Here is an 18,578-nt window from a genome sequence, read left to right on the forward strand (position 1 = left end):
TTAGAAAAAGGTATTAAAATTTGCGTGGAAAGGATCTTTCAAATGAAAAAGAAACTTGTTTCATGTCTTATCAGCTTTACATTACTTTCTTCTTTGAGTACACCGCTGCTTGCAAAAGCACAAGAAAATACTGGAGACATTAAAGGCAGCCTTGTTATTGCAGGCGGAGGTGTAGGAACATCCAATGACGACATATATGAAAAATTCCTCTCGCTTGCTGGAGGAAAAGAAAAAGCAAAAGTAGGGATTATTCCAGCTGCTAGCACAACGCTGCAGTCTTCTGAAAAGTTTAAGGAAGACCTCGTGAAATACGGAGCAAACTCAGATTCTATTCAAATACTTCCCGTTTCAAATCACGATTTTTCTGATACACAAAAGGACGAATCAACCTGGAAGAATCAAGTAAATGATAAGGAGTTATCCCGTACGATTAAAGGACTAACGGCAGTTTGGTTTGTTGGAGGAGATCAAACCAAAATTGTGGATTCTCTTCGTCAAAATAATGGAAGTGATTCTGAAGCGTTAAAAGCTATTTGGGATATATATCGTAAAGGAGCAGTAATCGGAGGCACAAGTGCAGGAGCTGCAATTATGAGTGACGTCATGATTACAGGAGGAGACAGTCTAGGAGCGTTAAAAGACAGTTTAGAAAACAAGGAAAATAAACATGTAAGCAAAAACAAACGCAGTCAAAAAGAGTACGAGCCCCTGTCAATTCAAAAAGGGCTGGGGTTTTTCCAACACGGCATAATTGATCAGCACATGGATGAACGAGCACGACTTGGGCGACTTGCAGTAGCTGCATATATTTCTGAACGTGACAAAGAAAAAAACTTTGCATACGGTGTGGACGAAGATACGGCTATGGTCGTTAACAATAAAGATCAAAAGATTGAAGTTGTTGGACGAAGCGGAGTAGCCGTCTTGGATATGAGCGAAGCTAAGCTAAAATCAGCTTCGAGCTATACATCTAAGCAAAAAGCGCGTTCAGGCTTAGCGAACATAAAAGTTAGTTACTTATCTCCTGGAGATCAAATTGACTATCATTTAAAATCATTTGAATTTCCAAAAGAGAAAGTAGAAACGAAAGGATTTGAATATAATTCCTTTAGCGCGCTGCCTGCTACGGGTGTTTTTACACCCTATGGAAGATTAAAGGCTTATTTATCCTATTCTCTTGTTGACAATGAATCGATGAAATCTGCTAGCAGCTATGTTTATGACAGTAGAGGGTCTGGTTACGAAATTGCTTTTCAAAAGGAGAATGATACAAACGGCTACTGGAGATATACTGACGGACAAAAAGATGACTATTCCATTGTAAATGTCAAAATGGATATTACGCCCAAAACCTTCAAATTCCAGCCGGATAAAAAAACTAGTTTAACGTATAAAAAATCTACTTTTTCTTCATCTGAAAGTCCTGCATACGATTCGATCAAAGGTAATCTTTTAATTGCAGGCGGAGCGCTTGGCAGCAGCAATTCAAGCGTGTATAACAAGTTTATTAATCTTGCAGGAGGAAAACAAGCCAAAATAGGAATTGTGCCTGCAGCGAGTACTAAGTTCGACTCTTCTAATCAGTTTAAAAGTGATTTAATTAAATACGGAGTGAAAGCAGAAAATATAGAGATTTTACCTATTTCGAACCATGACTTTAAAGGAACTTCTGAAAATGAGTCGACCTGGAAAACAAATATAAACAGTGATAAACTAGCGCAAAAAGTTAAAGGGCTAACGGGCATTTGGTTTGTAGGAGGAGATCAAACCTTGATTACGGGCTCCTTGCGTAATGAAAATGGCTCGGACTCAAAAGTTTTACAAGCTATATGGCATACGTATAAAAACGGGGCAGTACTTGGCGGTACGAGCGCCGGCGCGGCAATTATGAGTAATACTATGCTCGCAGGCGGAGATAGCTACGGAGCTCTTTCGTACGGGTTTACAGACACATATGATGATATGACTCAGCAAGAACAAGGGCCTGCTTATTTGGAAAAAGGCCTTGGCTTCTTTCAATACGGTCTTGTAGATCAGCATTTTGACAACAAAGCAAGACTCGGACGTCTTATTGCAACAGCATATGAAAAAGGAAATAAAAATCAGCTTTCATACGGAATTGATGAAGATACTGCTATGGTGGTAAATAATAAAGAAAAACAAATAGAAGTTGTGGGAAGAGGCGGTATTACGCTAGTTGACTTAGCGAAGGTACAGACAAATGACAAATTTCCGAGTGATTACAAAAATATTGTTATCTCTTGTATTACTCCAGGCGATAAAGTAAATATCACAACAAAAGAAATCGTCATAAACCCAGCTAAAACGTCTACTAGAAAAAATGAATACTACAGTGAAAAGGTTGGACCAAATACAGGTCTTTTCTCTCCACACGGTGTATTAAGAAAGTTTTTAGCTTACGATCTTATTGATAACGCTCAGAGCAAAGAAATAAAGAGCTATGCGTTTAACCAAAACAAAGGATTTGAGCTTACCTTCCGAAAAAGCCCCGAAAGCAATGGGTATTGGGCTTATACAGACGGTCAAAAAGACGATTATTCCATTGTAAAGGTAGCCTTAGATATCAAACCAATAAAAGTAGCTATTAAATAAAAAGAGAACAGACAGTAATTCAATGCATCTAGCACTTTAGCATATTGTGCCTCCACCTATTAAAGCGGAGGCACTTTTTTCTACTTGTTTTTATTTACAATAGGGACAAACGTCCGCTAGATGAAATGGAGGGCAACGTATAAAATGATAGGTACAGTATCCCAAGACTAATCTCTGAAGGCAAGCAAATTTAAAGGCCCGTAGAAAGGTGTTCATACGATGAAAAAGAAATTAGTTTTAATAACAGGAAGCAAGCAAACTAGAATCATTTTGCACAATCAATTAAAAGAGCTGCTAGACGATTACATTTTTATTGAATGCTTTGCGATTGACGAAGAATTACCGGGTGAAATTGATGGCGATGTTGTACTCTACTCATCAGAGAGTATAAAGCACGAAATGAAGGACAGATTAGACGTTCAGCATGCACATGAAATTGTAGGAAATAGAACAATTCACCATAAACATATAAATGAATTGCTGCAAATCCCTGCCCATACAAAAGTATTAATTGTAAACGATGACGATAAAGAAACCCTTAAATTAATAGAATCTCTCTATCAAGTAGGTATTAATCATGTTCAGTTTATTCCTTTTAAAAAGCAAAAGACCTATTACGAAGGTGTGGAAGTTGCTGTTTCTCCAGGTGAGATTCACTTATGTCCGCCATATGTAAAACATGTAATTGATATAGGCGTTAGGCTTTTTGATATGGCGACCATTTTTGAACTTATAAAATCATTTGGTTTTCATCAGTCTAATCATTCAATTATTTGGGATCGCTATTTGCGAAATATTATTGAGCTGCAAAAAAAGCTAATAGAAGCAGAAGGGCAAATGAAAGAACTTCACCTCCATGTAAAGAGTGTTGTAAATGTAGTAGAAGATGGGATCCTGGCCGTGGATTTCAATAAAAGAATTACGTTATTTAATAAAAGGTTAGAATCATTGTTTCAGCTATCTTCTTCTGATGTTGTAGATCGTGAAATTCAACATGTCATTTCTAACGAAGGCCTTGTGGAGTTTATTACATCGTCCGACGAGAAAAGTCAGTACTTTAACGTAAACGGATACGAAATGGTTATCTATAAGTCTATGATTCAGGAAAGCAATACTACGGTAGCAACGTTTAAAAGTGTGAATCAAGCTGTTGAAATAGAAGGAAAAGCGCAGTCGGAACTTAGAAAAAACGGCTTTTCTGCTAAGTATAATTATCAAGATATTATCGGAGAACACCCAGCTTTGCTTAAAACGATGGAAATTTCCCGGAAAATGGCGGTTACTGAGTACCCTATTTTAATTCAAGGAGAAACCGGTACAGGAAAAGAGCTGTTTGCTCAGGCCATCCATAATCATTCTACACGTAAAAACGGACCGTTTCTTGCCGTGAATTGCAGTGCCATGACCGATACATTGCTAGAAAGTGAGCTGTTTGGGTATGAAGAAGCCAGTTTTACAGGAGCCCAAAAAGGCGGCAAAAAAGGGCTGTTTGAGAGCGCTGATAAAGGTACGATCTTCCTGGATGAAATTGGTGATATCAGTCCGCGTTTACAAACTCAGCTTTTAAGAGTGCTTCAAGAAAAAGAAATTAGACGGGTAGGAGGGACAAGAGTTATTCCGATCAATGTAAGAATAATAGCAGCTACTCACAACAATTTACTACATAAAATGAAAGAAGGGTTGTTTCGAGAAGATTTGTACTATCGTTTACACGTATTATCTTTAACGATTCCTCCTTTAAGGTATAGAAGAACCGATATTCCTTTACTGATTCATCATTTTATTTCTAAATCAAAAACGTGGACGCATATCCATCCAGAAGCGATGAAGCTGCTTATCGAATATGAATGGCTAGGAAATATAAGAGAATTAAAAGGAGTCATCGAGTATTTGCTTACTGTCTGTGATGAAAACGAAGTGAAAGCAAAAGACGTAGAGTATAGGCTTAGTAGTCAAAAGGAGGAGCATACTTTACATGAAATTGAAAATGAATCGGTTGACTTGATCGAACTTCAAGAAAATCACGCTCTGTTAGAAACGATAAAGCAGTGTAATGATACAGGAAAAGCAGCAAGCAGAAAGTGGATTACACAGCATTTAAAAGGCTTTACTCTTACAGAACAGCAGGTGAGAAATCGTTTGGATGTACTAGAAGAAAAAGAGTATATTATAAAACGCAGAGGCAGAGCAGGAACGAAAATAACAGAAAAAGGACTGCATTATCTATATCATTTAAAAACAAAACAGCACTTAGTCAATCCTTAATATACGGAAGAAAGGGAAACTTCACTAATCAAGTTTCCCTTTTCTATAAAATAGTGTCGTCATAGACTTGGCGTTTACGGCTGATTTCCTCCGTATACTTTTCCTGTAGAGGAAGTAATAACACCGCCATTTACGTTTAAAGTATAAGCTAACCCTCCAGAACCCGTCCAAGTGGAAAGATTAAAAGTGCTACCATTAAATAGTTTATAGATAGAAATATTATTAAACGTCAGCGGCTGACCGCTTATACAAGTAGTAGGCGCCTTATTCGTTTTAGCTAGATAAACAGCTGCGTTTGTAGAGCCTGGCTGTGTTACTACTTTAGCTGAACCATCTTTTTCTACCAGAAGCGCTGACTGTTCATTAACAGCAATTCCTTTGGCGCTTGTTCCAGTTTCTTCTCCGTCTTGAATATTACGTGCAAGAAATGTTAAAAAGCGTCCCATTCTATCTCGTTGTTCAAAATGAGTGTCTGTTTGAATGTTATTATTATGCGGGGTTTGAATCAAATAATCTGTAAAAGAAATAAGAGAACTATAGGGATTGTTTAGCGCTGTTTTCGAATCTAAAGTTGTAGAGCCTGCTGAGATAGAGTCATAAACGTGATCACCTTGAATCATGGTGCCGGCGCTCGTTCCTCCAAAAGGAATGCCTTGATTAATACGATTATTTAAGGCTGTAAGAGCTGGCGATCCTTTTAAGAAATCTACGTAATCAGCTTGATTGCCTCCAGCAAAAAAGATGCCTTCTGCTTTGTTAATTTTGTCAATTAAAGAAGAGTCTGAACCTGCTCTTATTAAATCATCAACAACAATTGTGCTAACAGAGTTAAGGGGCTTACCTATGCTTTTGGCAAGGTCATAGATATATGAATTATAGGCGTCAGTACCCGTCGCTCTTATAACCAAGAAATCTCCGCCGTTTGCCTTTTGGATCATCCATTTGAATGCTTCATCTACATCGGTGCTTCCGCCCATATAGACTTGTCCGAAGCTTGTACTAGTAGCTTTATCTGCAGTACTTCCGACTTGATAAAGCGTATAAGGTGCAGAAGCAGCGGAAGTGGAGATTGGAAGTAAAAGAGATGCCGCGAGAACAGCACAAGTAATGACTTGCTTTTTAATACTTTTCTTACGTTCAGCTTTTTTCATAAAGTTCTCCTCCTTTAATAAGTGTTCATAAATGAATATGCAAGTTTTATACCAACTTATTGAACACCAGCAAAATAGTGAAAGAAGGCTTTTTTTAAAAGCTCTATGTGTAATATAGGTTATTTATGGGTCATTATTAAGGTTTTTTACACCCGAAAAATGCCGAGAACGACTCTAACTTGGATATCTAATATTGAAAAGAAATTGAAAAAGGTCTATTACAAGATTACATCCCTCATTGAAAAATCACCTTTAAAAACTTAAAATTATAATAGAAAGGAAAAACAAGGATAAAAAGAAGAGCTGTCCGCAATAGCAACTTATTTATCAAACAGACCTTCATTCTATCAATATCTTCATCTCTTAAATATTTTCCACCAGCATTTCTACGCAGAAAAATTATACATGAGAGGATCTGTCAAAATGAACAAACAGGAAAGTAGCTACAGATGGGTTGTTTTTGGAACCGCTTTATTAGCGTATTATTTGATTGTCAGTCAACGAACAGCCCCTGGACTTATTACAGAACAGTTAATGAAAGATTTTCACGTTTCAGCGTCTGTTATAGGATTAATGACTAGTATACAGTTTTTAGCATATGCAGGTCTTCAGATTCCTATTGGTTTACTTTCTGACCGATACGGTCCCAATCGATTTTTGATTATAGGGTCGCTTTTAACGGGAATAGGAAGTCTTATCTACAGCACGGCCCCTAACGAATATGTGTTAATTTTCTCTCGTTTACTAGTCGGTACGGGAGACTCCATGATTTTTGTCAATTTAGTGTTAATTTTAAGTCAGTGGTTTAAGGGAAATGAGTTTGTAAAGCTATTAGGTTTAATTGGGCTGGTAGGAAGTGTAGGTTCATTATCAGCTACCGTGCCTTTGTCTATGTGGATTTCATTTTCAGGCTGGAGAGTTCCTTTTCTTAGCATAGGTCTAGTTTTAATGGCGGTATCCTACCTGCTTTATGTCGTTTTGGTGGTAAAACCTAAACGATTATTTCAAGATGATGCTAAAGCAAATAAATCTTCTGTTAAGACTCCGGAAAGTGTATGGGCGATCCTAAGGAGAGTGATGACAACTCGCCAAGCCTGGGCAACATTTCTTTGTCATTTTGGTGTAGTTGGTACATATATCGGCTTTATTGGTTCTTGGGGAGTTCCTTATGGAATGAATGTGTTCCATTTATCTCGCGCTGATGCAAGTCAGCTTATTATGTATGGTCTGTTTGGCGCTATGATTGGCGGACCTTTAATCAGCTGGATATCAAGCAGGTTAAATTCCATTAAAAAAATTTATTCACTTATTCATCTTATTGTGGTGCTTAGCTGGACTGGGTTATTACTTTCCGGCGTGAAACCTTCATTCATGCTAGTCGTTATTTTGCTTTTTATCATCGGCTTTGGAAACGGCGCAAGCGCTTTGACATTTGCCGTAGTACGTCAATCCTTCTCAGTAAAAGAAGTAGGAGTTGTATCAGGTTTTGCCAATATGGGAGGCTTTTTAAGCGCCGTATTATTACCTAGTATTTTCGGGAATGTCTTGGATTTATTCCCCGAGCGTTCGCTGCATGTTGGTTATCATTATGCTTTTATGATTCCCATCTTGTTTTCAATAATGGGGTTGTTAGGTGTCTTACTAATTAAAGAAAAGGGAAAAAAGGAGCAGAAAGTGCTGAATGCTTCTTAATGTCTTATACAATGAGAGACATGCAAGAAAAAACGGGGCTGTCTGCGCCCACTCTGCGATACTACGAAAAGGAAGGCATTTTACCGTTTGTGGAACGAAATGAACATGATCACCGTCTATACAATGACCAGAATATCGAGTGGGTCAAGTTTATTTTAGCCTTACGTGCAACAGGAATGCCGCTTGTCGAGATTAAACAGTATGTAGTAGAGTCATATAAAAAAGGAGAAAGTACCATCAGCGAACGTAGAAACATGATGCTTCAGCATAAAAAGAAAGTGGAAGCAGACATGTCGCAAACCTACCTGCATCTAGAACGAATTAATTATAAACTTGCGCTGTACGATACGTTGGAAGCTGGTTTAAACAATAAACAAATAAAAATTTAAATGCTGATAACAAAGAATCCTGTTCATACACAAACTATACAGGTGTTAAAAACTGCGAAACAAACAAAACAAGATAACTGCACAGTTATCTTGTTTTGTTTGTTCTATTCTAGTATGTACTGCTTAAATAAAGAGCTACATCGCGAATTGCTTTATCAGTTGCACTTTCTATTAACTCTCTGTCCTTTGTATACGAATAAAGAGTATCGCCGTGAAGAAGGTGGTCTGATAAATTTAATAAGCCGACAGCCCGCTTGTTGAATTTATGAGCAATGGCCAAAGTGGTAGCTGTCTCCATATCCACACCGAGAAAACCTGCAAGCGACCATTCCTTTACCATGTCAAGTGTCTCGATCAGCATGGCACCCATACTGACCACGTGTCCTTTTATATAGCTGTAGCCTTTTTGTTCACAATATCTACAGGCGGCTTCGACTAACTCTTGGTCAGCTTCTACAAGCGTTTTTTCTGGTAAATACCAGTGTGATACGCCATCTTGCATTTTTGCTGCAGATACGATTAAGATATCTCCATATTGTATAGTAGAAGATAAGCCTCCAAAATATCCCGTTTGAATAAATAAGTCGGTTCCGCTGCCGGCAAATTGATGTACGATGTTTGACGCCATCGGACTGCCGTACACATTCGCAAATCCTATGTTTCTTTTATTTAACTTACCTATTATCGTGTTCCATTTAGGCATATGAACATCAGTGGATAAGATCTCTTTCCATAAATTTATATTATCTTGAAATTCCCACTCACCATGAATAATAAATGCATTAGGCAGCTCTTTTTCTGGTAGCTTTAATACATTTAGCCAATCTTCTTTTTCAAAATCGCCATACAGCTTCATCTTTTTCTCCTTATTTTCTCAGTTAGACTAGTTAGAAAAGAATTCTTCATTACTAGCTTTCATTCCTTTAATTTTTAGAACTAACAAAGATAAAAGAAATGACAGTGCTGATTTAAAAATGAAGTTATGCGTGCTTTTTCTGTTCATTTCTCGACAAATATTTAGAATTAAAAAGGAATTCAGTAATAATAAAAGAAATTTCTTATTAACGTTTATTTAAATTAGATAAAGCTGTGAGAAAAGCTCCGTTTAGTGAATGAATAAGAGGAGGGAAGGTACAGGTGTCAAATTATTTTCCCGTAATTAAAACAAAAAGGCTTATCCTAAGGGAATTTGAAACAGAAGACGCAGGCAGTATTTTAAAATACCTATCCGATAAAGAAGTAATGAATTTACGTGTGGAAAATTTGATGATTTGTATATGTATTCGTTATTAAAACAAGATTTTGACAGGCTTCAACCACATGAAGAGAATATCTAGACATCGTTATTAAGAATATAGCACAATGACAGATAAGAGGAAAATGTATGACCCGTTTTAATGTTGATATTGTTCACTATCATTCTCAATTTGCTGAGCAAACGGTAAAAATGTGGAGAGATAGTAAAGAAAAAGCAATTGAACAAAAGGAAATGCATAGTTTTGACCGTCATGTCTATTTTTTAAATCATATATTGTCAGCACACTATAAAATTGAATTAGCGTTAATGTATGAACAAATAGTAGGAATGATTGCTTATCATGCTGACGAAATTAGCCAACTGTACGTTCATGTAGATTATCAAGGAAGAGGAATCGGACAGCTTTTACTCGAAAGAGCCAAGACAGAATCAAATGGGAAATTAATATTACGTACATTTGAACGAAATAAAAATGCCCAGAGGTTTTACGAGAAACACGGCTTCAGTATTATAAAAAGAGGATGTGAAAACGAAGAGAAACTCCCGGATATTACATATGAATGGACAAACAAATGAAGCATACGTAATTTTAATAAAGGAGCGGTTAGTGTGAATACGTTAGCACATGAAACATAACAACGCTGTCTATATGTCCGTGGTCCGCCTTTTACTAGTTTAGGATAGATGATTAATGCTAGCTATAAAAAGGAGGAGTTCAATATGATAACGGACAAATATTTTTTTAATGCTGTAAACAATACAAATAATGTTGATTTTACTGGCTGGGATTTTTCTATTATTACTCGTACTGGTCGTATGGATAGCGACGTGCTTTCGTGGTCATACGGAAGTGAAGCTATTCGTCTTATTCAAAACTCTAATGCCGCTTTAGATATGGGAACAGGAGGAGGAGAATTTTTATCTTTGTTACAGCCTTTTCCTCGCGTTATGTACGCTACAGAAGGATACAAACCTAACATTCCAATCGCTAAAAAACGTTTAGAACCGCTTGGTGTCAAAGTTGTTGAACGAACTGAAGACAAAAATTTACCGTTTAAAGATGATACATTTGATTTGATTTTGAACCAGCATGAATCTTTTTGTGCTTCAGAAGTAAGCAGGATTTTGTCAAAGGAAGGCACGTTTTTCACGCAACAAGTGGGAGGGTTAGACTGTTCACGAATCAATGAATCTATAGGGGTTCCAATAAATAAAGAGTTTTGTAATTGGAATTTAAAGAAAGCAATAGAAGAGCTTAAACAAAGTTCTTTTAACATCATTTCTTTCAAAGAAGAGTTTCCTGTACAGAGATTTTATGATATTGGAGCGCTGGTCTTTTATTTAAAGGCAATTCCTTGGCAAGTTCCTAATTTTGATATAGAAACACATATCGAAGGGTTGTATAACATACATGGAATTATACAGTCTAAAGGTTTCTTTGACGTAAAACAACATCGTTTTATTATTAAAGCTAAAGCAAAATAAATAGTTAATCAACCAGAGAAAGCCGATCTCTAGCTGGAGACCTGCTTTCTCTAGTTTAATTATGTAATTGTTTGCTAGATAAATCTAGCTCAAAAAGAAGAGAATTTCGATCTGGATAATCATATTGAACTGTCAGATCCTTTTTGGTCACTTGTTTAAACCCAGCTTTTTTATAGAAATTATGTGATCGAGTAGCTTGAGATGGAGTATCTAAAATAATTTTAGAAAGCCCGTGCTTCTGCACAAAGAAAAGTAAAGAAGCATAAAGATTTTTTCCTATTCCAAACTCTTTTCCTCTATAGTGCTTGTAGACAAAAAATTTCTTTAATATGCCTATTTCATTGGTTTTCTTTTGCAACCCAATACATCCTATTACTTCTTGCTTATCATTCAAAGCTACCCAAAAGTTACCGCCGGTATGGAGATAGTTTGACTTAATGTCTAAAATATCCGGCTGTTCTTCAACACTAATACCTACACCAGCTTCTACATTTTGTACATGCAATATTAGTTGAATAACTGCTTCTTTATACTTATCTTCATACAATACAATCATGGATTAATAATAACTCCTTTCCTTCATTAAATGTTTCCTCCTCATTGCTCTTATTATATCTAGTACTATGGTGCCAATCTATTATGATAGTTGAGTAATAAAAATGTAGCTATATGGAACGCTTGTTGTCTTGAATATGATTTTGTGAGGTATGAGATTTTGGTAATATGCAATCTACTGCTTTTTTTGTAATGGGCATAAAAAAATTAAGCAGCACGCCGCCTAAAAACACGGTTAATAGCGACCCAACACCAATGGGTCCGTTTAAAAGCATCGCAGCTAGTAAGAATGTGAGGTAAATCAATGTTCTTGAAAGTAATAAGTTTGTTTTAGCTAGTTTTTGTATGATTAATGTTAAGCGGTCAATTGGAATGGGTGCAAAATTTGTATGTAAATAGGCTGAGGTTCCTACACCTATAATGATTAAACCAATTCCAAAACAACATAATTTGCTGTACCACATTTCAAAGGGAGCCCAATTCTGTAATAAAAAAAGCCATACATCAATACCAAGACCCGTTATGAATGCTGTTAACAGTCCCAGTACTTCCGGCTTTTGTTTGCTTAAAAGGGCATTACCACAAATTAATACACATGCAAGTATAATTTCCCAGCTTCCAACGCTAAGGCCTACGTTTAGGGATAGTCCAACTAAAAGTGCATCAAAAGGTGAAGCTCCTAGGCTGGATTGGATCGTTAAAGAAATTCCTAGAGTTAATAGCAAAATTCCTCCTACATAAACAACATACTTCACTGTAATCAGCTCCTTTATTCACTATTTTTTGTTGCAAATGCAACTATTTTAAGGTACATTAAACTTATATTATTTTTATTGTATTTGCAACAAAAATATATACAAAGGAGATATTTATGAGTGAAATTCTGCGTGAAATTGGAATGATAGCAAGAGCATTGGATTCGATTAGTAATATAGAATTTAAAGAGTATGACCTGACTAAGGGGCAGTATTTGTATTTAGTGCGAATATGTGAAAATCCGGGAATCATTCAAGAAAAGTTAGCTGAGATGATAAAAGTAGATCGAACAACAGCGGCTCGGGCTATAAAAAAGCTTGAAATGAATGGTTTTATTGAGAAGAAAGACGATCCCCGCAATAAAAAAAATAAAAATCTTTTTCCAACTGAAAAAGGGAAGAACGTATATCCGTCTATAAAAAGAGAAAATGATTATTCGGATAAAGTGGCATTAGAAGGTTTTACCCAGGAAGAAGCAGATACCATTCTTAAGCTGGTTCAAAGAGTAAGAAAAAATATAGAAGCAGACTGGGAGTTTGTCAAAAAAGGAAACAAGAGAAATTATTGAGGATATAAAGGAGAGGTGTATGTCAGTGATGATGGATATAAAAAAGTGTACTCTTGAAGATGTAAATCACCTTCAAGATATTAGTTACAAAACATTTAATGAAACATTTAAAGATCAAAATTCACCTGAAAACATGAAAGCTTATTTAGAAAAAGCATTTACAGTGGAACAGCTAGAAAAAGAACTATCAAATACGTCCTCGCAATTCTTTTTTATGTATGTTAATCATGAAATTGCAGGTTATTTAAAGGTTAATACGGGTGATGCTCAGTCTGAAGAGATGGGGGAAGAAGCGCTTGAAATTGAAAGAATTTATATAGGTAACAGCTTTCAAAAACAAGGGCTTGGTAAACATTTATTTAATAAAGCAGCAGAGATAGCAACGACACTTAATAAAAAGAAAATTTGGTTAGGCGTATGGGAAAAAAATAAAAATGCGATTGCTTTTTATAAGAAACAGGGATTTGTTCAAACCGGATCTCACTCGTTTTACATGGGAGACGAAGAACAAATAGACTTTATTATGGTTAAAACACTTTTATAGTTTTTTAAAAGATAAATAAAGTACGATAAGGATTCTGCTCTGTATAGTCTTCAAACTATAAAAAAAGCGTCTATTTCTTCGTATAATTTAACCATTGTTTTTACCTGTTCTTTTTATTATTAAGAAAAAGTTACCATGTTTTCATCAAATAATACCGGGGAACATATTCAAAGAGATAAATGAATTATTAAAGGTACATGTATGTAAATTATAAATAATAAATAATAAATGAAAAAGGAATGAGTAAATCATGACAGGAAATTCAAAAATTTTAATGGTTGTTACAAATGGACATACAATGGAAAACGGAGAACTTGCTGGAATTTGGCTTACAGAATTCTCTGAAGCATATTTAGAATTTAAGAAAGAAGGATATGAAGTAGTCGTAGCAAGTCCAAAAGGCGGTAAATCACCTGTGGATCCTAACAGCTTAACAGATGATGTGACGGACGAAGACAAAGAAGCAGGAAAATTTTTAGAGAATACAAAATCATTAGCTGAAGTAAGTTCACAAGACTTTGCAGGCATGTTTGTACCTGGAGGGCACGGAACAATGTTTGACTTTCCAGACGATACGCACTTACACCGTTTGTTAACAGAATTTGCTGAAGACGACAAGCTGATTGCAGCAGTATGCCATGGACCGGCAGCTCTTGTAGGCGGAAAGCTTAAAAACGGTGAGCCGATTGTAAAGGGTAAACGTATTACAGCGTTTACTGATTCAGAAGAGAAAGATACAACCTTAGATAAATACATGCCGTTTCTTCTTGAAACAAAGCTTCGTGAGCTAGGCGCTGAGTTTATTGTAAAAGATAATTGGAGCGATCATATTGAAGTAGACGGAAAGCTTTTAACAGGACAAAATCCACAGTCTACTATCAGCCTCGCAAAAGAATTTGTGCGTGCTTTAAACGCATAAAAGTATGTATGACCTTAATAGGATGAAATAAAATAGGAATTAAGGAAAATAAAAAGGGCAGCTATCTAAATAGCAGCCCTTTTATTTATTAGAAGGTTTATTTCTGAAAATATATGTAGTAATTCCTGTCACAATGATAACAGCTACAACACAAATGATCAGACGAACAATCTGTGTCACAAAGATATTATCTGCAATGCTCATGTTTTTGGTTAAAATTAACGTTCCATAAGCAGCTAAGACAGATAAAAACATATTGACGATTCGTTGAGCCATGTTGTTTTTACTCCTTTCGCTTCACTACTTTACACTTTAACACATGTGTTCGCTGTAAAAAATATTGAATTACAAGTATGTCAGAAAATCAGCACTCCAGTAAAAGAATCTACTTGTAAGGAAGTAGCTGATATCATATTAGTTATGACGACTAGAGCTCAGAGAAGGAAATAAGATTTCTTTAGTCGAATTTAACATGCTTGTATTATTTTTTTAGATAGGTGGGAAAAGCTTGTTTAATAAATTAAAAAAACTATTTATGGATAAACAGGATCAGGAAACAGATGACAAATATATTTTAGTCCCTGAGAGTGAAATAAATGAGAATTTAAAAAGAGATATAGTAAAGTTGGAAGAAGTAGGAGAGGCATACTGCAAAAGTCTTCAACACAAATATAGAAATAAATTTGAACGTGAGGATAAGCAGAACTTAAAAATATGGATGTGTCGGGATATTGATGGCGACCAACTGCCAAATCTAAGTTCGGAGCAGTGTTTAGAAAAAGAATATCGTTCCCAAGTGGCAATAAACTTTGACGGATTTACAGATGAAGAAGATGCATACGTTCATTACATCCAGTTGTGGTATTACTTTGGTGGGTATTTTAAAGGGACAGGCACTTTGTATGATTTGTCAAAAAATCATTTAGAAGCTGATATTGAAGAAAAGTTAGAAGAATTACTGAACCAATTATAGATTTCTACTTAGCACTGAGATTATTTGTTAATACACAGGGGGAAGGAATATGAGGGGGCGGCCAGAGTTAGAAATAGAAAGGAAAAAAGTTTATAAAACGAAAAAAAATCCTAATGGAACATTTATAGCGCGAATTATTCAAGTGCCTAAGGAAGAAAATATGTTAGATTTTATTCTAGAAATCAAAAATTTAAAGAAAAAGGAACTTTCTTATAGAAGTTTATTAGTAAGGACTGAAAACTGGTACTATTCTTTTCGTCTTGCTAGAGGAGATCTGAAATGGGTATCTTTGCATACAGTAGCGGTATGGGACCGGCTAGGACATAAAATAGTTGAGGTAGCGGCCCCAACCGGTAAGGAAAATTATCGTATTTCCGATGAACACTGTTCAGTTTACCGAGAAAAGTAATAGTGACCATATAGTTAAGGAGAAAACGAATGAAAAAGCATTGCTGCGATTACATGAATTATCATGCGAACTTTACGTGTGATATTCATAGTGATCCGTTTGATTGTCCAGATAATCTTATCTTATTTGATGAAACAAATAAGGAATACGGTTTAATTATCCATGATGGTGGTTCATCCATCATTGGAATTTCATTTTGCCCATGGTGTGGTGCGAAGCTATGAATTAAGAAATGAAGAGGCGTCTTTTGTTTAAGAGATCCTCTTCACTCTTGGAATGGGGGGATAAAATCATGAGCGTAAATTAAAAATAGTTTTATTATTGTATTGAATAACCCTGAGAAAATCTTAGCAAGTAGCCATCTGGATCTTGAACTATAAATTCTTTTTGAGTGAAGCCACTATAGTTATTTATCATAGCGTCTCTAAAAAGTGAAATATTATGTTTCTTTAAGTTTTGTAAAATAACCTCTATATTTTCTACTTCAATTTGAAAATTAATCCCTCGCCCATATGGGTATTCAAGTTCACCAGTTTCCCAGTGACCATTACATTGCTCAATCATCATTTGTGCTCCGTTTAGTGAAATAAATGCAAATTGGTCTTCTGGACGTTCATATGCAAGCTCAAATCCAAGTATCTCTAAATAAAATTCTTTTGATTTATAAATATCTTTTACGGAAAGTTCTGGTATTAACTTATTAAATTTCATGTAATCGCTCCTTTGTTTATAGGGCTACTCATTGTTTTAATAATACCGTATAGATGTAAAATACCGAAATGGGGGATTATACTTGGTCTTACATTATCTAGCTATGTTATCAGGACTAGGAATTGTTTTATTAAACCTTTTTGATCCTATACATCAAGGGGTTACGCGCTGGTTGATGGTCATCTGCGGTTTATTCATCTTTAGTAGCCGTTTAAAATTCATCTTAGATAAGAAATCGAAAACAAAGGATCATCAAAAGAAGACCTACTAATAAGAATTTCTTTTGAGGTGGTACTGTTGATAATTATGTAAATGAAAAACCTAAAGAATATGTATCTAGTATAAGGTTATTAAAGAGATCCCCTTACATAAAGAGGATCTCTTTGATGCAGGTGTTTGTAATAGTAATTATATTAACTAGCGTTGTATACTTCTTCATTACAAAGCGGTGTTTCATACTTATTAAAAAAAGAAATGTGTACAGTTAGTGTAAGAAAAGGGATCTGACAAAAACCCATTAATTTATATTTTAACCATAATATGTTATAATATTTCGAAAATGGTGGTGTGACGATGAGCGAAGATAAAGAAATACCTGAAAGAAGAAGAGAGAGATTAAAACACGAAGAGGTAAAGAGAAACCCCGCAGGGAATATGAACGATGCATTTAACAGAAATCAAGCTGGAAACCTATCTGGTTTAGCAGGCAGCTTAGGATGGAAGGGGCTAGGTATACTTATTACTGTACTGATTATAGGCTTTATCGTTGTGTCCCTATTTTTAAAATAATGTGAGGTTTATAAATTAAGAGTACTGGAGGAGTCATTTTGAAAAATTATGCAGTGTTTATTGGTAGTTTTATAGTGTTACTGTTTGCTTTTCAAATTGTTTCTGGGCTATTTCTTACACTTACATATGTACCTGAGACTTCACGGCATTTGAGTAGCTCAACGGTCAGTATTTTTTCTTTTAATTATCCATTTTTAAGTTCTATTATAGCAGCGACCGTTGCATTTATTATTTCAAAAAAAGGATGTAAAGTTAAAAAGAGCACCTATAAATGATTAGGTGCTTTTTTGTGCTGAAAATATTCATTATGATTTTTAACAACTGCTATTTTTCCTTTTTATGGTATTATATATAGATACGTATTCAGTACTGTTGAAAGAGGGAGATACTTAATGTTGCAATCACTGATTTTTGATATGGATGGAACGCTGTTTCAAACAGATAAAATTTTAGAATTATCGCTTGACGATACCTTTAACCATTTACGTGCACTCAATCAATGGGATACTGGCACTCCTATTGATAAGTATCGTGAGATTATGGGTGTACCTTTACCAAAAGTATGGGAAGCTTTATTACCTAATCAATCAGATGAAATAAGAAAGTATACGGATGACTATTTTTTAAAAAGCTTATTGGAGGATATAAGAAAAGGGAAAGGTGCTTTATATCCCAATGTAAAAGAGGTCTTTAACTATTTAAAAGAAAATAACTGTTTCATTTACATAGCAAGTAACGGTTTAAAAGAATATTTAGAAGCAATTGTAGACCATTACGATTTGAATAATTGGGTGACAGAGACATTTAGTATCCAACAAATCCAAACCCTCAATAAAGGAGAGTTAGTCAAAACAATTATAAAGAAATATGATATCAAACATGCTGCAGTAGTAGGAGACCGCCTATCTGATATCAATGCTGCAAGAGATAATGGTTTAATGGCAGTGGGGTGTAATTTTGATTTTGCTCAAGAAGCTGAGCTTGCGCAGGCTGATGTGGTAATAGATGATTTGAAGGAGTTAAAAAGGATTGTATCTAACATAAATAGTAGCTTGTCAATCTAATAGACGGATCTTCGTACATAACCATTATAGATGGTTAATGTCTCAATTCTATTAAGAAAATAAATTTTTTATATGCTATGTAAACGGATAGGCCTTTAAAGGCCTATTCGTTTGATTTACCTTACAGTATTGGAAGCCACTTGATTTTGAATCTTCATTGCAGTTTCTGCTTCGTCAATGAATTCATACATATAGAAATCTCAATCTATTGAAGTTAAAACATAACTAATGAGTGGTTCCCTACAACTCTCCAATGTTTACATAATCTTTTCTTGTCATTAATAAATGGTTTACAATCCTGAGCTATGCTTAGGTTAAGATTTCCAAAATAGTTTTACATTAAAAATAATTCTATGAGAAAGGAGATTTTTGATTATGGCTTCGCATATGATTCGTAAATCTGATAGCGCTCAGTTATATATTAGAGGATATAAGAT

At 35.3% G+C, this 18,578-nt stretch carries 22 protein-coding genes; 16 read left to right on the top strand and 6 right to left on the bottom strand.

Annotated elements, in window-relative coordinates; genetic code table 11:
* The first annotated feature begins 42 nt into the window (after positions 1–42).
* Together AC1D0Y_RS10705 and AC1D0Y_RS10710 are read left to right on the top strand one after the other, a co-directional pair.
* The gene (locus AC1D0Y_RS10705; RefSeq protein WP_477707563.1) at positions 43–2,613 is read left to right on the top strand and encodes a cyanophycinase; all 2,571 of its coding nucleotides are present in this window, start codon (positions 43–45) and stop codon (positions 2,611–2,613) included.
* A 219-nt stretch (positions 2,614–2,832) separates the two neighbouring features.
* Positions 2,833–4,878: a sigma 54-interacting transcriptional regulator gene (locus AC1D0Y_RS10710; protein ID WP_272801555.1), complete on the top strand. Its 2,046-nt coding sequence runs from the start codon at positions 2,833–2,835 to the stop codon at positions 4,876–4,878.
* A gap of 74 nt (positions 4,879–4,952) precedes the next feature.
* On the opposite strand, the gene AC1D0Y_RS10715 is transcribed toward AC1D0Y_RS10710, so the two are convergent.
* Complete coding sequence (locus AC1D0Y_RS10715) at positions 4,953–6,029, bottom strand: cyanophycinase (protein WP_060747560.1); 1,077 nt, start codon at positions 6,027–6,029, stop codon at positions 4,953–4,955.
* A 423-nt stretch (positions 6,030–6,452) separates the two neighbouring features.
* Between AC1D0Y_RS10715 and AC1D0Y_RS10720 the strand changes: the two genes are divergently transcribed.
* Positions 6,453–7,721 carry an MFS transporter gene (locus tag AC1D0Y_RS10720; protein ID WP_060747561.1) on the top strand — a complete coding sequence of 423 codons (1,269 nt, stop codon included), beginning with the start codon at positions 6,453–6,455 and terminating at the stop codon, positions 7,719–7,721.
* Positions 7,721–8,110 (top strand): MerR family transcriptional regulator, encoded by a 390-nt coding sequence (locus tag AC1D0Y_RS10725; protein ID WP_060747562.1) that lies wholly within the window; start codon positions 7,721–7,723, stop codon positions 8,108–8,110. The genes AC1D0Y_RS10720 and AC1D0Y_RS10725 overlap by 1 nt, the downstream gene beginning before the upstream one ends.
* Before the next feature lie 109 nt (positions 8,111–8,219).
* Here the strand turns inward: AC1D0Y_RS10725 and AC1D0Y_RS10730 are convergent, their stop codons facing one another.
* Positions 8,220–8,966: a phosphorylase family protein gene (locus AC1D0Y_RS10730; protein ID WP_060747563.1), complete on the bottom strand. Its 747-nt coding sequence runs from the start codon at positions 8,964–8,966 to the stop codon at positions 8,220–8,222.
* A 281-nt stretch (positions 8,967–9,247) separates the two neighbouring features.
* Here AC1D0Y_RS10730 and AC1D0Y_RS10735 point away from each other — a divergent pair, with 281 nt between their 5' ends.
* The 3 genes from AC1D0Y_RS10735 to AC1D0Y_RS10745 all read left to right on the top strand — a co-directional run bounded on the left by AC1D0Y_RS10735 (position 9,248) and on the right by AC1D0Y_RS10745 (position 10,853).
* Entirely contained in the window at positions 9,248–9,403 is a 156-nt protein-coding gene (locus tag AC1D0Y_RS10735) for a GNAT family N-acetyltransferase (RefSeq protein WP_235593653.1), read from the top strand.
* Positions 9,404–9,494: 91 nt separating this feature from the next.
* Complete coding sequence (locus tag AC1D0Y_RS10740) at positions 9,495–9,944, top strand: GNAT family N-acetyltransferase (protein WP_060747564.1); 450 nt, start codon at positions 9,495–9,497, stop codon at positions 9,942–9,944.
* A 144-nt stretch (positions 9,945–10,088) separates the two neighbouring features.
* Positions 10,089–10,853, top strand: a complete 765-nt coding sequence (locus AC1D0Y_RS10745) for a methyltransferase domain-containing protein (RefSeq protein ID WP_028409943.1) — start codon at positions 10,089–10,091, stop codon at positions 10,851–10,853.
* 55 nt (positions 10,854–10,908) lie between these two features.
* Here AC1D0Y_RS10745 and AC1D0Y_RS10750 read toward each other — a convergent pair whose 3' ends face one another.
* Positions 10,909–11,409, bottom strand: coding sequence for a GNAT family N-acetyltransferase (locus AC1D0Y_RS10750; RefSeq protein ID WP_028409944.1), 501 nt, complete (start codon positions 11,407–11,409; stop codon positions 10,909–10,911).
* Positions 11,410–11,518: 109 nt separating this feature from the next.
* Positions 11,519–12,163 carry a YczE/YyaS/YitT family protein gene (locus tag AC1D0Y_RS10755; protein ID WP_060747565.1) on the bottom strand — a complete coding sequence of 215 codons (645 nt, stop codon included), beginning with the start codon at positions 12,161–12,163 and terminating at the stop codon, positions 11,519–11,521.
* 116 nt (positions 12,164–12,279) lie between these two features.
* Between AC1D0Y_RS10755 and AC1D0Y_RS10760 the strand changes: the two genes are divergently transcribed.
* The 3 genes from AC1D0Y_RS10760 (at position 12,280) to AC1D0Y_RS10770 (ending at position 14,195) form a co-directional block, all read left to right on the top strand.
* Entirely contained in the window at positions 12,280–12,732 is a 453-nt protein-coding gene (locus AC1D0Y_RS10760; protein WP_060747566.1) for a MarR family winged helix-turn-helix transcriptional regulator, read from the top strand.
* Between the two features lie 19 nt (positions 12,733–12,751).
* Positions 12,752–13,276, top strand: coding sequence for a spermidine/spermine N(1)-acetyltransferase (paiA, locus tag AC1D0Y_RS10765; protein WP_060747567.1), 525 nt, complete (start codon positions 12,752–12,754; stop codon positions 13,274–13,276).
* Positions 13,277–13,526: 250 nt separating this feature from the next.
* Complete coding sequence (locus tag AC1D0Y_RS10770; protein WP_060747568.1) at positions 13,527–14,195, top strand: type 1 glutamine amidotransferase domain-containing protein; 669 nt, start codon at positions 13,527–13,529, stop codon at positions 14,193–14,195.
* A gap of 81 nt (positions 14,196–14,276) precedes the next feature.
* Here the strand turns inward: AC1D0Y_RS10770 and AC1D0Y_RS10775 are convergent, their stop codons facing one another.
* Positions 14,277–14,471 carry a hypothetical protein gene (locus AC1D0Y_RS10775; protein ID WP_025749210.1) on the bottom strand — a complete coding sequence of 65 codons (195 nt, stop codon included), beginning with the start codon at positions 14,469–14,471 and terminating at the stop codon, positions 14,277–14,279.
* Between the two features lie 232 nt (positions 14,472–14,703).
* On the opposite strand from AC1D0Y_RS10775, the gene AC1D0Y_RS10780 reads away from it, so the two are divergent.
* The 3 genes from AC1D0Y_RS10780 to AC1D0Y_RS10790 are packed head-to-tail and all read left to right on the top strand — an operon-like array spanning position 14,704 to position 15,801.
* Complete coding sequence (locus AC1D0Y_RS10780; RefSeq protein ID WP_060747570.1) at positions 14,704–15,168, top strand: hypothetical protein; 465 nt, start codon at positions 14,704–14,706, stop codon at positions 15,166–15,168.
* 49 nt (positions 15,169–15,217) lie between these two features.
* Positions 15,218–15,577: a hypothetical protein gene (locus AC1D0Y_RS10785; protein WP_060747571.1), complete on the top strand. Its 360-nt coding sequence runs from the start codon at positions 15,218–15,220 to the stop codon at positions 15,575–15,577.
* A 29-nt stretch (positions 15,578–15,606) separates the two neighbouring features.
* Positions 15,607–15,801, top strand: a complete 195-nt coding sequence (locus AC1D0Y_RS10790) for a DUF6980 family protein (protein WP_060747572.1) — start codon at positions 15,607–15,609, stop codon at positions 15,799–15,801.
* 94 nt (positions 15,802–15,895) lie between these two features.
* Here the strand turns inward: AC1D0Y_RS10790 and AC1D0Y_RS10795 are convergent, their stop codons facing one another.
* A complete protein-coding gene (locus AC1D0Y_RS10795; RefSeq protein WP_060747573.1) occupies positions 15,896–16,288 on the bottom strand; it encodes a bleomycin resistance protein in 393 nt (130 codons plus the stop codon).
* 82 nt (positions 16,289–16,370) lie between these two features.
* Here AC1D0Y_RS10795 and AC1D0Y_RS10800 point away from each other — a divergent pair, with 82 nt between their 5' ends.
* The 3 genes from AC1D0Y_RS10800 (at position 16,371) to AC1D0Y_RS10810 (ending at position 18,141) form a co-directional block, all read left to right on the top strand.
* Positions 16,371–16,559, top strand: a complete 189-nt coding sequence (locus AC1D0Y_RS10800) for a hypothetical protein (RefSeq protein WP_141524413.1) — start codon at positions 16,371–16,373, stop codon at positions 16,557–16,559.
* Positions 16,560–16,861: 302 nt separating this feature from the next.
* Complete coding sequence (locus tag AC1D0Y_RS10805) at positions 16,862–17,077, top strand: DUF6366 family protein (RefSeq protein WP_060747574.1); 216 nt, start codon at positions 16,862–16,864, stop codon at positions 17,075–17,077.
* A 392-nt stretch (positions 17,078–17,469) separates the two neighbouring features.
* Entirely contained in the window at positions 17,470–18,141 is a 672-nt protein-coding gene (locus tag AC1D0Y_RS10810) for an HAD family hydrolase (RefSeq protein WP_477707564.1), read from the top strand.
* The last annotated feature ends 437 nt before the right edge of the window (positions 18,142–18,578 follow it).

Source organism: Priestia sp. P1_B12_1 (assembly GCF_056406695.1).